This is a genomic window from Bradyrhizobium sp. WSM1417 (assembly GCF_000515415.1).
Lineage (GTDB): Bacteria > Pseudomonadota > Alphaproteobacteria > Rhizobiales > Xanthobacteraceae > Bradyrhizobium.
Genome location: NZ_KI911783.1, coordinates 5,658,884 through 5,671,705, shown reverse-complemented (window position 1 = coordinate 5,671,705; position 12,822 = coordinate 5,658,884). Strand labels below are relative to the sequence as shown.

Sequence of the window (12,822 nt, the reverse complement as noted above, 5' to 3'; positions counted from 1 at the left end):
GCTCAAACGCTGTCGATCATAGCTAGGCAATGCCAGTGCGATTTTAGGTCTCGTGAGCATGTTCTCTCGAGATCGAATTCGGATGCATGACCTCGGTGCGCGGGCCGCAGCTTCAAGCTGACCGGTTCAACTACTGCGGTCCTCTGTGGCGTCGAAGCGCTTTCCGCCCGTTGATGGGTGGTTGGCGCGATTTCGCTTTGTGCGGATTGTTCCGCGGAAGGCGGCCTCGTCGGGCGGGTAGCTCGAAAGAATTTGCGGACCCGGCGACGGGCCGCGGCAGAACACAAAGGGTAATGCCAGGATGCCGACGATCAACCAGCTGATCGCTCAACCGCGGGAAGTGCAGAAGTCGCGCAAGAAGGTGCCGGCGCTGCAGCAGTCGCCGCAGAAGCGCGGTGTTTGCACGCGCGTTTACACCACGACCCCGAAGAAGCCGAACTCGGCGCTTCGTAAGGTTGCCAAGGTGCGCCTGACCAACGGCTTCGAGGTGATCGGCTACATCCCCGGTGAGGGCCATAACCTCCAGGAGCACTCGGTGGTCATGATCCGCGGCGGTCGCGTCAAGGACTTGCCCGGCGTGCGCTACCACATCCTCCGCGGCGTTCTGGATACCCAGGGCGTCAAGAACCGTAAGCAGCGCCGTTCGAAGTACGGCGCCAAGCGTCCGAAGTAAGCGGGAACCAGGTCCATGTCTCGTCGCCATTCTGCCGAAAAGCGCGAAGTCCTTCCCGATCCGAAGTTCGGGAATATCATCGTCACGAAGTTCATGAATTCGGTGATGTACGCCGGAAAGAAGTCGGTTGCCGAAGGCATCGTCTACGGCGCGTTCGGCCTCATCGAAAGCAAGACCAAGCAGAACCCGCTCGGCGTGTTCGAGCAGGCGCTCGAGAACGTCATGCCGACGATCGAAGTGCGCTCCCGCCGCGTCGGTGGCGCGACCTATCAGGTTCCGGTCGAGGTTCGCTCGGTGCGTCGTCAGGCGCTGGGCATTCGCTGGCTGATCTCGGCTGCGCGCGATCGCAACGAGAAGACGATGACCGAGCGGCTCTCTGCGGAGCTCCTGGACGCGTCGAACAACCGGGGTAACGCCGTCAAGAAGCGCGAAGACGTGCACCGGATGGCGGAAGCCAACCGCGCCTTCTCGCACTATCGCTGGTAACGGCGACACACGGAATCTAAGGAACACTCCATGCCCCGCGTTCATGCCATAGAGAACTACCGTAACTTCGGTATCATGGCGCATATCGATGCCGGCAAGACCACGACCACCGAGCGCATCCTCTATTACACCGGCAAGAGCCACAAGATCGGCGAAGTGCACGAAGGTGCCGCGACGATGGACTGGATGGAGCAGGAGCAGGAGCGCGGCATTACGATTACGTCGGCCGCGACCACCGCGTTCTGGGAAGGCAAGCGTCTCAACATCATCGACACTCCCGGCCACGTCGACTTCACCATCGAAGTCGAGCGCAGCCTGCGCGTGCTCGACGGCGCCGTGTGCGTGCTCGACTCGAACCAGGGCGTCGAGCCCCAGACCGAGACGGTCTGGCGCCAGGGCGACAAGTACAAGGTTCCGCGCATCGTCTTCGCCAACAAGATGGATAAGACCGGCGCTGACTTCTACAAGTGCATGCAGGACATCGTCGACCGCCTCGGCGCGAAGCCGATCGCGATCCAGCTTCCGATCGGCTCCGAGAACAATTTCAAGGGCCTGGTCGATCTCGTTCGCATGAAGGGCGTGGTCTGGGAAGAAGAGAAGCTCGACGCCAAGTTCGTCGACATCGATATTCCCGAGGACATGGTCGAGAAGGCGAAGGAATATCGCGAGAAGCTGTTGGAAGCCGCCGTCGAGCTCGACGACGAAGTTCTCGCCGCTTACCTCGACGGCAAGGAGCCCGATGAGGCGACGCTGAAGCGCTTGATCCGCAAGGCCGTGCTGACTGGCGCGTTCTTCCCGGTATTGTGCGGCTCGGCGTTCAAGAACAAGGGCGTGCAGCCTTTGCTCGACGCGGTCGTGGATTATCTGCCGTCGCCGGTTGACGTGCCCGCCATCAAGGGCGTCGACGAAGACGGCAACGAGGTCGTTCGCCTGCCGGACGACAAGGAGCCGCTGGCTCTGTTGGCCTTCAAGATCATGGACGACCCGTTCGTCGGCACCATCACCTTCTGCCGCATCTATTCCGGCACGCTGCTGTCGGGCACCGGCGTCATCAATTCGACGCGCGACCGCAAGGAGCGCATCGGCCGCATGTTGCTGATGCATGCGAACAACCGCGAAGACATCAAGGAAGCCTATGCCGGCGACATCGTCGCACTGGCTGGCCTGAAGGAGGCGCGCACCGGTGACACGCTGTGCGATCCCGACAAGGCGGTGATCCTCGAAAAGATGGAATTCCCCGAGCCGGTCATCGAGATCGCGATCGAACCAAAGTCCAAGGCCGACCAGGAAAAGCTCGGCGTGGCGCTGGCGAAGCTCGCCGCGGAGGATCCGTCCTTCCGCGTATCGACCGACCAGGAGTCCGGCCAGACCATCCTCAAGGGAATGGGCGAACTCCATCTCGACATTAAGGTCGACATTCTCCGCCGCACCTACAAGGTGGATGCCAACATCGGCGCGCCGCAGGTGGCGTTCCGTGAGCGCGTCACCAAGAGGGCCGAGGTCAAGTACACTCACAAGAAGCAGACCGGCGGTACCGGTCAGTTCGCGGAAGTGTCGATCGTGGTCGAGCCGAACGAGCCCGGCAAGGGTTACGAGTTCGAGTCCAAGATCGTCGGCGGTGCGGTTCCGAAGGAATACATCCCCGGCGTCGAAAAGGGCCTCAACAGCGTGATGGGCTCTGGTGTCGTCGCGGGCTTCCCCGTGGTCGACGTCAAGGTTCAGCTCGTCGACGGAAAATATCACGACGTCGACTCGTCGGCGCTCGCCTTCGAAATCGCTTCGCGTGCTGCATTCCGCGAAGCCTTGCAGAAGGGCAAGTCTGTCCTGCTCGAGCCGATCATGAAGGTCGAAGTGGTGACCCCGGAAGATTACACCGGTTCGGTCATCGGCGACCTGAATTCCCGGCGCGGTCAGATCCAGGGTCAGGACATGCGCGGCAACGCCAACGTCATCAACGCGATGGTGCCGCTCATGAACATGTTCGGTTACGTGAATAACCTGCGCTCGATGAGCCAGGGTCGCGCGACCTTCACCATGCAGTTCGACCACTACGCAGAAGCGCCGGCCAACGTGTCGGCAGAAGTCCAGAAGAAGTTTGCCTGATTGTCGTCGGTCTCGAACTGACGATTGAACGGAGAGTCAAATGGCCAAAGCAAAGTTTGAACGTAACAAGCCGCACTGCAACATCGGCACCATCGGTCACGTCGACCATGGCAAGACGTCGCTGACCGCGGCGATCACCAAGGTCCTCGCCGAAGCCGGCGGCGCGACGTTCACGGCGTACGACCAGATCGACAAGGCGCCGGAAGAGAAGGCGCGCGGTATCACGATCTCGACGGCGCACGTCGAATACGAGACCAAGAACCGCCACTACGCGCACGTCGACTGCCCCGGCCACGCCGACTACGTGAAGAACATGATCACCGGCGCTGCCCAGATGGACGGTGCGATCCTGGTCGTGTCGGCCGCCGACGGTCCGATGCCGCAGACCCGCGAGCACATCCTGCTCGCCCGTCAGGTCGGTGTTCCCGCGCTCGTCGTGTTCCTCAACAAGTGCGACATGGTCGACGATCCGGAACTGCTCGAGCTCGTCGAGCTCGAGGTCCGCGAGCTGCTCTCGAAGTACGAATTCCCGGGCGACACCATCCCGATCATCAAGGGCTCGGCGCTCGCCGCTCTCGAGGATTCCGACAAGACTCTCGGCCATGAGGCCATCCTCGAGCTGATGAAGCAGGTCGACGCTTACATTCCGCAGCCGGAGCGTCCGGTCGACCTTCCGTTCCTGATGCCGGTTGAAGACGTGTTCTCGATCTCGGGCCGCGGCACCGTCGTGACCGGCCGTGTCGAGCGCGGTATCGTCAAGGTCGGCGAGGAAATCGAGATCGTCGGTCTGCGCGCCACGCAGAAGACCACGGTCACCGGCGTCGAAATGTTCCGCAAGCTGCTCGATCAGGGCCAGGCCGGCGACAACATCGGTGCGCTGCTTCGCGGTACCAAGCGCGAGGACGTCGAGCGCGGCCAGGTGCTTTGCAAGCCGGGTTCGGTCAAGCCGCACACCAAGTTCAAGGCTGAGGCTTACATCCTCACCAAGGAAGAGGGCGGCCGCCACACCCCGTTCTTCACCAACTACCGTCCGCAGTTCTACTTCCGCACCACCGACGTGACCGGTGTCGTGCATCTGCCGGAAGGCACCGAGATGGTGATGCCGGGCGACAACATCGCGATGGAAGTGCACCTGATCGTGCCGATCGCGATGGAAGAGAAGCTCCGCTTCGCGATCCGCGAAGGTGGCCGTACCGTCGGCGCCGGCGTCGTCGCCTCGATCATCGAGTAATTACGAGAATAGGGATCGGCGAATAGCGAATGTGACATTCGCTATTCGCTATTCGCCACCCCACTGAAGAAAGACCACGGCAATGAACGGCCAAAACATTCGTATCCGTCTCAAGGCGTTCGACCATCGTATCCTCGATACGTCGACCCGCGAGATCGTGAACACGGCGAAGCGCACCGGCGCGCAGGTCCGCGGACCCATTCCGCTGCCCACCCGCATCGAGAAGTTCACCGTCAACCGTTCGCCGCACGTCGACAAGAAGAGCCGCGAGCAGTTCGAGATGCGCACTCACAAGCGCCTGCTCGACATCGTCGATCCGACCCCGCAGACCGTCGATGCTTTGATGAAGCTCGACTTGGCCGCCGGTGTCGACGTCGAGATCAAGCTCTAAGATTTTTGGATCACGTTCGCCACTAGCGGACAGAAAGAACAGGAAGCACGCCGATGCGCTCCGGAGTGATCGCACAAAAGGTCGGGATGACGCGGGTCTTTACAGAGGCCGGCGAACATATCCCCGTGACCGTGCTGAAGCTCGGCAATTGCCAGGTCGTAGGCCACCGCACCGAAGAGAAAAACGGTTATGTCGCGCTCCAGCTTGGTTCTGGCAGCCGCAAGACCGTGTACATGCCCAAGGCGGAGCGCGGACAGTTCGCGGTCGCCAAGGTCGAGCCGAAGCGGCAGGTCGAGGAATTCCGCGTCTCCGCGGATCAGATGATCCCCGTCGGTGCCGAGATCCTGGCCGACCACTTTGTCGTCGGTCAGTTCGTCGACGTCACCGGTACTTCGGTCGGTAAGGGTTTTGCCGGCGGCATGAAGCGCTGGAACTTCGGCGGTCTGCGCGCCACTCACGGCGTCTCGGTCTCGCACCGTTCGATCGGTTCGACCGGTGGCCGTCAGGACCCGGGCAAAACCTGGAAGAACAAGAAGATGCCCGGTCACATGGGCGTCGACCGCATCACCACGCTCAACCTTCGGGTCGTTCAGCTCGATGTCGAGCGCGGACTTATCCTCGTCGAAGGCGCCGTTCCCGGTTCCAAGGGCGGCTGGATCCGCGTGCGCGACGCCGTCAAGAAGCCGCTGCCAAAGGAAGCTCCGAAGCCCGGCAAGTTCAAGGTTGCTGGCGAAGCGGACGCTGCTCCGGCTGCGCAGGAGGCGTGAGATGGAATTGAAGGTCACCACCCTCGAAGGTAAGGAAGCCGGCTCGGTCCAGCTTTCCGACACCATTTTCGGCCTCGAGCCGCGCCAGGACATCATTGCACGTTGCGTGCAGTGGCAGCTCAACAAGCGCCAGGCCGGTACGCACAAGGCCAAGGGCCGCGCCGAGATCTGGCGCACCGGCAAGAAGATGTACAAGCAGAAGGGCACCGGTGGTGCTCGTCACGGTTCGGCTCGCGTGCCGCAGTTCCGCGGCGGTGGCCGTGCCTTCGGTCCGGTGGTGCGTTCGCACGCCACCGACCTGCCGAAGAAGGTCCGTGCGCTCGCTCTCAAGCATGCGCTCTCGGCCAAGGCCAAGGACGGCGATCTCATCGTGATCGACAAGGCTGCGCTGGAAGCTGCCAAGACCAAGGCGCTACTCGGTCATTTCTCCGGTCTGGGGTTGACCAACGCGCTGATCATCGACGGCGCCGAGCTCAACAACGGCTTCGCCGCTGCGGCCCGCAACATCCCGAACATGGACGTGCTGCCGATCCAGGGCATCAACGTCTATGACATCCTGCGCCGTCGGAAGCTTGTTCTGACCAAGGCCGCCATCGATGCGCTGGAGGCGCGCTTCAAATGACGAAGAACATCGAGCCTCGCCACTACGACGTGATCCTGTCGCCGGTCGTGACCGAAAAGGCCACGATCGCCTCGGAGCACAACAAGGTGCTGTTCAAGGTGGCCGCGAAGGCGACCAAGCCGCAGATCAAGGAAGCGATCGAGAAGTTATTCGACGTCAAGGTCAAGAGCGTCAACACGCTGGTCCGCAAGGGCAAGACCAAGATCTTCCGCGGCAATCTCGGCTCGCAGTCGAACTCCAAGCGCGCGATCGTGACTCTCGAAGAGGGTCACCGGATCGACGTGACCACCGGTCTGTAAGGTCGTACGACGATGGCACTGAAGACATTCAATCCCACGACGCCGGGCCAGCGCCAGCTGGTCATGGTCGATCGTTCGGCCCTCTACAAGGGCAAGCCGGTCAAGGCGCTCACCGAAGGCAAGCACTCCTCTGGCGGCCGCAACAACACCGGTCGCATCACCGTGCGCTTCCGCGGCGGCGGTCATAAGCGGACGTTGCGTACCGTCGATTTCAAGCGCGACAAGGTCGATGCGCCCGCGACCGTCGAGCGGCTGGAATACGATCCGAACCGCACCGCGTTCATTGCGCTGGTCAAATACGAAGACGGCACCCAGGCCTATATCCTGGCGCCGCAGCGCCTGGCCGTCGGTGATTCCGTCGTTGCCGGCAACTATGTCGACGTGAAGCCGGGCAATGTCATGCCGCTCGGCAACATGCCGGTCGGCACGATCATCCACAACATCGAGGTCAAGATCGGGAAGGGCGGCCAGCTCGCCCGTTCCGCGGGCACCTACGCCCAGCTCGTCGGTCGCGACCAGGACTACGTGATCGTCCGCCTGAACTCGGGCGAACAGCGCCTGGTGCACGGCCGTTGCCGCGCCACGATTGGCGCGGTGTCGAACCCGGATCACATGAACACGTCGATCGGCAAGGCCGGCCGCAACCGTTGGCTGGGCCGCAAGCCGCATAACCGCGGCGTCTCGATGAACCCGATCGACCATCCGCACGGCGGTGGTGAAGGTCGTACCTCGGGCGGTCGCCACCCGGTTACTCCGTGGGGCAAGCCGACCAAGGGCAAGAAGACCCGCTCCAACAAGTCGACTAACAAATTCATTCTCCTAAGCCGCCACAAGCGGAAGAAGTAAGGAACGCCGGACATGGTTCGTTCAGTCTGGAAAGGCCCGTTCGTCGAGGGTTCTCTGCTCAAGAAGGCAGATGCCGCGCGCTCGTCCGGCCGTCACGACGTCATCAAGATCTGGAGCCGTCGCTCGACGATCCTGCCGCAGTTCGTCGGTCTGACCTTCGGCGTCTACAACGGTCAGAAGCACGTGCCGGTGGCCGTCAACGAGGAAATGGTCGGTCACAAGTTCGGCGAGTTCTCTCCGACCCGGACCTTCCATGGCCACTCCGGGGACAAGAAAGCCAAGAAGGCTTGAGGATTAAACGATGAGCAAACCTAAGCGCGAACGGAGCCTCGCCGAGAACGAGGCCAAGGCGGTCGCCCGGATGCTGCGGGTGAGCCCGCAGAAGCTCAACCTGGTCGCCCAGCTCATTCGCGGCCGGAAGGCGGCTGCTGCGCTCGCCGACCTGCAGTTTTCGCGCAAGCGGATCGCGGTTGACGTGAAGAAGTGCCTGGAATCGGCTATTGCCAACGCCGAGAACAACCACGACCTCGACGTCGACGATCTCGTCGTGGCGCAGGCCTTCGTCGGCAACGGCCTCGTGATGAAGCGCTTTGCCGCCCGTGGCCGTGGCCGTTCGGGCCGTGTCTACAAACCATTTTCACAGCTGACGATCATCGTTCGTCAGGTCGAAGCCGCAGCAGCGGCTTAAGGGACGCAGGAGAACACGATGGGTCAAAAGATCAATCCGATCGGTCTGCGTCTCGGCATCAACCGGACCTGGGATTCCCGCTGGTACGCGGGCAAGCAGGAATACGGCAAGCTGCTGCACGAGGACGTCAAGATCCGCGAGATCCTGCACAAGGAGCTCAAGCAGGCGGCCGTCGCCCGCATCGTGATCGAGCGCCCGCACAAGAAGTGCCGCGTCACCATTCACTCGGCTCGTCCGGGCGTGGTGATCGGCAAGAAGGGTGCCGACATCGACAAGCTGCGCAAGAAGGTCGCGGACATCACCGCGTCCGACGTCGTCATCAACATCGTCGAGATCCGCAAGCCGGAGCTCGATGCGACGCTGGTGGCCGAGTCGATTGCGCAGCAGTTGGAGCGCCGGGTGGCGTTCCGCCGCGCCATGAAGCGCGCCGTGCAGTCGGCGATGCGTCTCGGCGCGGAAGGCATCCGCATCAACTGCTCGGGACGTCTGGGTGGTGCGGAAATCGCGCGCATGGAGTGGTACCGCGAAGGTCGCGTGCCGCTGCACACGCTGCGCGCAGACATCGACTACGGCGTTGCGACCGCGTTCACGACCTTCGGCACCTGCGGTGTCAAGGTCTGGATCTTCAAGGGCGAGATCCTCGAGCACGATCCGATGGCCCAGGACAAGAGAATGGCCGAAGGCGAGACTGGTGGCGGCGGCGATCGCGGCGGCCGGCAGCGCCGTGACAACGCTGCAGCCTGACGCCAGCACAGAGAATTTGAGGGCTTGAAGCCATGATGCAACCTAAGAAAACGAAGTTCCGGAAGGCGCATAAGGGCCGTATCCACGGCGTTGCGTCTTCGGGCGCGACGTTGGCGTTCGGCCAGTTCGGTCTGAAGGCAACCGAGCCTGAGCGCGTCACCGCGCGCCAGATCGAAGCCGCTCGCCGCGCGCTGACCCGCCACATGAAGCGCGCCGGCCGCGTCTGGATCCGCATATTCCCCGACGTTCCCGTGTCGAAGAAGCCTGCCGAAGTCCGCATGGGCTCCGGCAAGGGTGCGCCGGAATTGTGGGTCGCGCGCGTCAAGCCGGGCCGGGTGCTGTTCGAGATCGACGGCGTCAACACCCAGACGGCGCGTGAAGCGCTGACCCTGGCGGCAGCCAAGCTGCCGATCAAGACGCGCTTCGTCGAGCGCATTGCGGAGTAATGGCCATGGCCCAGATGAAGATCGAAGACATCCGCGCGTTGAGCCCCGATCAGCAGGATGACGCCATCCTGAACCTGAAGAAGGAGCGCTTCAACCTGCGCTTCCAGCGCGCCACCGGGCAGCTCGAGAACACCTCGCGCCTGCGCGAGGCCCGCCGTGACATCGCCCGGATCAAGACCGTCGCCGCGCAGACGCGCGCGAAGAAGAAGTAAGAGGCTTACGAAGATGCCGAAACGTACTTTGCAGGGCGTGGTCGTCAGCGACAAGCAAGCCAAGACCATCGTGGTGCGCGTCGATCGCCGCTTTACGCACCCGATCTACAAGAAGACGATCCGCCGTTCGAAGAACTACCACGCGCACGACGAGAGCAACGAGTTCAAGCCGGGCGACATGGTGTGGATCGAGGAATCGAAGCCGATTTCGAAGTTGAAGCGCTGGGTCGTGATCCGGGGCGAACACAAGAAAAGCGCCTGATCTGTTGGCTTTAGCCGACTGACTTCAGGTAAATGTTGAGCGCCGGCTGGGCTGGCGCAAAAAGAAGAGGACGAGGTGCATCAATGATTCAGATGCAGACCAACCTCGACGTGGCCGATAATTCTGGCGCACGCCGTGTCATGTGTATCAAGGTGCTCGGGGGCTCCAAGCGCCGCTACGCCACGATCGGCGACATCATCGTTGTCTCGATCAAGGAAGCGATTCCGCGTGGCAAGGTGAAGAAGGGCGACGTGATGAAGGCCGTCGTGGTGCGCGTCCGCAAGGACATCCGCCGCGCCGACGGTTCGGTCATCCGCTTCGACCGCAACGCCGCCGTTCTGATCAACAATCAGTCCGAGCCGGTCGGTACCCGTATCTTCGGGCCCGTGCCGCGCGAGCTGCGCGCCAAGAACCACATGAAGATCATCTCGCTCGCGCCGGAGGTGCTGTGATGGCTGCGAAGATCCGCAAGGGCGACAAGGTCGTCGTGCTGACCGGCCGCGACAAGGGCCGCACCGGCGAGGTGTTCGAAGTGCGTCCCGACGCCGGTACGGCGCTGGTGCGCGGCATCAACATGGTCAAGCGTCACCAGAAGCAGACGCAGGCCCAGGAGGGCGGCATCATCTCGAAAGAGTCGCCGATCCAACTGTCCAACATCGCGTATGTCGGCAAGGACGGGAAGCCGACCCGCGTCGGATTCAAGATTCTGGCGGACGGCAAGAAGGTCCGCATCGCCAAGAGCTCGGGAGCTGAGATCGATGGCTGAGGCCGCTTACACACCGCGCTTGCGCGCGGAATACGACGCGAAGATCCGGACGGAAATGACCGAGAAGTTCGGTTATGAGAACGTCATGCAGGTTCCGCGCCTGGACAAGGTCGTGCTGAACATGGGCGTTGGCGATTCCGTCAACGACCGCAAGAAGGCCGAGAACGCTGCTGCGGAATTGACCCAGATCGCCGGCCAGAAGGCGATCGTGACCTATTCGCGGATCGCGATCGCGACCTTCAAGTTGCGTGAGAACCAGCCGATCGGCTGCAAGGTCACGCTGCGCAAGGCCCGCATGTACGAGTTCATCGATCGCCTGGTGACGGTCGCGCTGCCGCGCGTCCGCGACTTCCGCGGCTTGAACCCGAAGAGCTTCGACGGCCGCGGCAACTACTCGCTCGGCCTCAAGGAACACATCATTTTCCCCGAGATCGACTTCGACAAGGTCACGGAATCCCGCGGTATGGACATCACCGTCTGCACCACAGCCAAGACCGACGACGAGGCGAGGGCCTTGTTGACCGCTTTCAATTTCCCGTTCCGGCAGTGAGACGCTGACCTAAAGCCTCTCAAACGCGGATACCCAGGAGCCAAGCATGGCAAAGAAGAGTTCAATCGAGAAGAACAACCGGCGCAAGCGGATGACGAAGAACGCCGCTCCGAAGCGCGAGCGGTTGAAGGCGATCATCGCCGACAAGACGCTGCCGATGGAGGAGCGGTTTGCTGCGACCCTGAAGCTGGCCGAAATGCCGCGCAACTCGTCGGCGACCCGTATCCGTCTGCGTTGCGAGCTGTCGGGCCGTTCGCGCTCGAACTATCGCTTGACCAAACTGTCCCGCATCGCAATGCGGGACCTTGGCTCCAGGGGCATGGTCCCGGGCCTCGTGAAGTCCAGCTGGTAAGGAGGGTCGTTTAGATGTCTACGCACGATCCAATCAGCGATCTGATCACCCGCATCCGCAACGCGCAGATGCGCTCCAAGAACAAGGTCTCCACGCCTGGCTCGAAGATGCGCGAGAACGTGCTCGAGGTGCTGAAGAGCGAAGGTTACATCCGCGGTTACGCCACGCTCGAGCACTCCTCGGGCCGCAGCGAGATCGAGATCGAGCTGAAGTATTTCGACGGCGAGCCCGTTATCCGCGAGATCGAGCGTGTCTCCAAGCCCGGGCGTCGCGTTTACGCCTCGGTGAAGAACCTGCCGCGGGTCAATAACGGACTCGGCATTTCGGTGTTGTCGACCCCGAAGGGAATCATGGCTGACCACAGTGCGCGTGAAGCGAACGTGGGCGGCGAAGTTCTCTTCACGGTGTTCTGAGAAGGATTTTTGATCCATGTCACGTGTTGGCAAAAGGCCGGTAGCGGTGCCGTCGGGTGTGACCGCGACCGTCGACGGGCAGACCGTCAAGATGAAGGGGCCGAAGGGCCAGCTTCAGTTCGTCGTCCATAGCGACGTCGAGGTGAAGCTCGACAACGGCCAGGTCAAGGTGAACCCGCGGGTCGAGACCAACCGCGCACGGGCCCTGTACGGGACCGCTCGCGCCCAGGTCGCGAATCTGGTCGAAGGCGTCACCAAGGGTTTCGAGAAGAAGCTCGAAATCACCGGCGTCGGTTACCGCGCCGCGCTGCAGGGCAAGAACCTGCAGCTCGCGCTCGGCTACAGCCACGATGTGGTCTACGCGATCCCGGAAGGGATCACGATCACCGTGCCGAAGCCGACCGAGATCACGGTGACCGGCAGCGACATTCAGCGCGTCGGCCAGGTCGCCGCCGAGATTCGCTCCTATCGTCCGCCGGAGCCCTACAAGGGCAAGGGCGTGAAGTATGTTGGCGAATTCATCTTCCGCAAGGAAGGCAAGAAGAAGTAACGGAGCCGGTCATGTCGAAAGCCAAGGTTACGAATGCCCGGCGCAAGCGCAGTGTACGACTGAAGCTGCGCCGCTCGGGTGGCGGCCGTCCGCGCCTGTCGGTGTTCCGCTCGTCCAAGCACATCTACGCCCAGGTCATCGACGACCTGAAGGGCGAGACGCTGGCCTCTGCCTCGTCGCTCGAGAAGTCGATGCGCGACGGCGGCAAGACCGGCGCCGATATCGATGCGGCGAAGGCGGTCGGCAAGCTGCTGGCCGAGCGCGCCGCCGAGAAGGGTGTCAAGGAAGTCGTGTTCGATCGCGGCAGCTATCTCTATCACGGGCGCGTCAAGGCTCTTGCCGACGCGGCGCGTGAGAGCGGGCTGAGCTTCTAACAGAATTTGAGGATTGAGGCGTAAGCCTCTGAAGGACTGGAAAAACC

The 12,822-nt window shown here is 62.3% G+C and carries 22 protein-coding genes; all 22 read left to right on the top strand.

Annotation, left to right across the window (positions count from 1 at the left end; translation table 11 throughout):
* The first annotated feature begins 301 nt into the window (after window positions 1-301).
* Window positions 302-673: a 30S ribosomal protein S12 gene (gene rpsL / locus BRA1417_RS0127820; RefSeq protein WP_007603006.1), complete on the top strand. Its 372-nt coding sequence runs from the start codon at window positions 302-304 to the stop codon at window positions 671-673.
* Window positions 674-688: 15 nt separating this feature from the next.
* Window positions 689-1,159: a 30S ribosomal protein S7 gene (gene rpsG, locus BRA1417_RS0127815; protein WP_007603009.1), complete on the top strand. Its 471-nt coding sequence runs from the start codon at window positions 689-691 to the stop codon at window positions 1,157-1,159.
* 30 nt (window positions 1,160-1,189) lie between these two features.
* A complete protein-coding gene (gene fusA / locus BRA1417_RS0127810; RefSeq protein WP_027518591.1) occupies window positions 1,190-3,262 on the top strand; it encodes an elongation factor G in 2,073 nt (690 codons plus the stop codon).
* A gap of 40 nt (window positions 3,263-3,302) precedes the next feature.
* On the top strand, window positions 3,303-4,493 hold the full coding sequence (gene tuf / locus BRA1417_RS0127805; protein WP_007603012.1) for an elongation factor Tu: 1,191 nt from the start codon (window positions 3,303-3,305) through the stop codon (window positions 4,491-4,493).
* 82 nt (window positions 4,494-4,575) lie between these two features.
* Complete coding sequence (rpsJ, locus tag BRA1417_RS0127800) at window positions 4,576-4,884, top strand: 30S ribosomal protein S10 (protein ID WP_002712302.1); 309 nt, start codon at window positions 4,576-4,578, stop codon at window positions 4,882-4,884.
* A 53-nt stretch (window positions 4,885-4,937) separates the two neighbouring features.
* Window positions 4,938-5,651, top strand: coding sequence for a 50S ribosomal protein L3 (rplC, locus tag BRA1417_RS0127795; RefSeq protein WP_007603016.1), 714 nt, complete (start codon window positions 4,938-4,940; stop codon window positions 5,649-5,651).
* Window position 5,652: 1 nt separating this feature from the next.
* Entirely contained in the window at window positions 5,653-6,273 is a 621-nt protein-coding gene (gene rplD / locus BRA1417_RS0127790; RefSeq protein ID WP_007603018.1) for a 50S ribosomal protein L4, read from the top strand.
* Complete coding sequence (locus BRA1417_RS0127785; protein ID WP_007603019.1) at window positions 6,270-6,572, top strand: 50S ribosomal protein L23; 303 nt, start codon at window positions 6,270-6,272, stop codon at window positions 6,570-6,572. Before rplD ends, BRA1417_RS0127785 begins: the two co-directional genes overlap by 4 nt.
* Window positions 6,573-6,584: 12 nt before the next feature.
* Entirely contained in the window at window positions 6,585-7,418 is an 834-nt protein-coding gene (gene rplB, locus BRA1417_RS0127780) for a 50S ribosomal protein L2 (protein WP_007603020.1), read from the top strand.
* A gap of 12 nt (window positions 7,419-7,430) precedes the next feature.
* Window positions 7,431-7,709 (top strand): 30S ribosomal protein S19, encoded by a 279-nt coding sequence (gene rpsS / locus BRA1417_RS0127775; protein WP_007603021.1) that lies wholly within the window; start codon window positions 7,431-7,433, stop codon window positions 7,707-7,709.
* Window positions 7,710-7,719: 10 nt separating this feature from the next.
* Window positions 7,720-8,106, top strand: a complete 387-nt coding sequence (rplV, locus tag BRA1417_RS0127770) for a 50S ribosomal protein L22 (protein ID WP_007603022.1) — start codon at window positions 7,720-7,722, stop codon at window positions 8,104-8,106.
* A gap of 18 nt (window positions 8,107-8,124) precedes the next feature.
* Complete coding sequence (gene rpsC, locus BRA1417_RS0127765; RefSeq protein ID WP_007603023.1) at window positions 8,125-8,850, top strand: 30S ribosomal protein S3; 726 nt, start codon at window positions 8,125-8,127, stop codon at window positions 8,848-8,850.
* A gap of 32 nt (window positions 8,851-8,882) precedes the next feature.
* Window positions 8,883-9,296 (top strand): 50S ribosomal protein L16, encoded by a 414-nt coding sequence (gene rplP / locus BRA1417_RS0127760; protein ID WP_007603024.1) that lies wholly within the window; start codon window positions 8,883-8,885, stop codon window positions 9,294-9,296.
* A 5-nt stretch (window positions 9,297-9,301) separates the two neighbouring features.
* Window positions 9,302-9,508 carry a 50S ribosomal protein L29 gene (rpmC, locus tag BRA1417_RS0127755; RefSeq protein WP_007603026.1) on the top strand — a complete coding sequence of 69 codons (207 nt, stop codon included), beginning with the start codon at window positions 9,302-9,304 and terminating at the stop codon, window positions 9,506-9,508.
* A 13-nt stretch (window positions 9,509-9,521) separates the two neighbouring features.
* Window positions 9,522-9,770, top strand: a complete 249-nt coding sequence (gene rpsQ / locus BRA1417_RS0127750) for a 30S ribosomal protein S17 (RefSeq protein WP_007603028.1) — start codon at window positions 9,522-9,524, stop codon at window positions 9,768-9,770.
* 83 nt (window positions 9,771-9,853) lie between these two features.
* Window positions 9,854-10,222 (top strand): 50S ribosomal protein L14, encoded by a 369-nt coding sequence (gene rplN / locus BRA1417_RS0127745; protein ID WP_007603030.1) that lies wholly within the window; start codon window positions 9,854-9,856, stop codon window positions 10,220-10,222.
* Window positions 10,222-10,536 (top strand): 50S ribosomal protein L24, encoded by a 315-nt coding sequence (gene rplX / locus BRA1417_RS0127740; RefSeq protein ID WP_007603031.1) that lies wholly within the window; start codon window positions 10,222-10,224, stop codon window positions 10,534-10,536. The genes rplN and rplX overlap by 1 nt, the downstream gene beginning before the upstream one ends.
* The gene (gene rplE, locus BRA1417_RS0127735; protein WP_007603032.1) at window positions 10,529-11,086 is read left to right on the top strand and encodes a 50S ribosomal protein L5; all 558 of its coding nucleotides are present in this window, start codon (window positions 10,529-10,531) and stop codon (window positions 11,084-11,086) included. Before rplX ends, rplE begins: the two co-directional genes overlap by 8 nt.
* Window positions 11,087-11,132: 46 nt before the next feature.
* Complete coding sequence (rpsN, locus tag BRA1417_RS0127730; RefSeq protein ID WP_027518588.1) at window positions 11,133-11,438, top strand: 30S ribosomal protein S14; 306 nt, start codon at window positions 11,133-11,135, stop codon at window positions 11,436-11,438.
* Window positions 11,439-11,452: 14 nt separating this feature from the next.
* On the top strand, window positions 11,453-11,851 hold the full coding sequence (gene rpsH / locus BRA1417_RS0127725; RefSeq protein ID WP_007603034.1) for a 30S ribosomal protein S8: 399 nt from the start codon (window positions 11,453-11,455) through the stop codon (window positions 11,849-11,851).
* Between the two features lie 16 nt (window positions 11,852-11,867).
* The gene (rplF, locus tag BRA1417_RS0127720) at window positions 11,868-12,401 is read left to right on the top strand and encodes a 50S ribosomal protein L6 (RefSeq protein WP_007611603.1); all 534 of its coding nucleotides are present in this window, start codon (window positions 11,868-11,870) and stop codon (window positions 12,399-12,401) included.
* Between the two features lie 11 nt (window positions 12,402-12,412).
* Entirely contained in the window at window positions 12,413-12,775 is a 363-nt protein-coding gene (gene rplR / locus BRA1417_RS0127715) for a 50S ribosomal protein L18 (RefSeq protein ID WP_007603036.1), read from the top strand.
* Window positions 12,776-12,822: the final 47 nt, after the last annotated feature.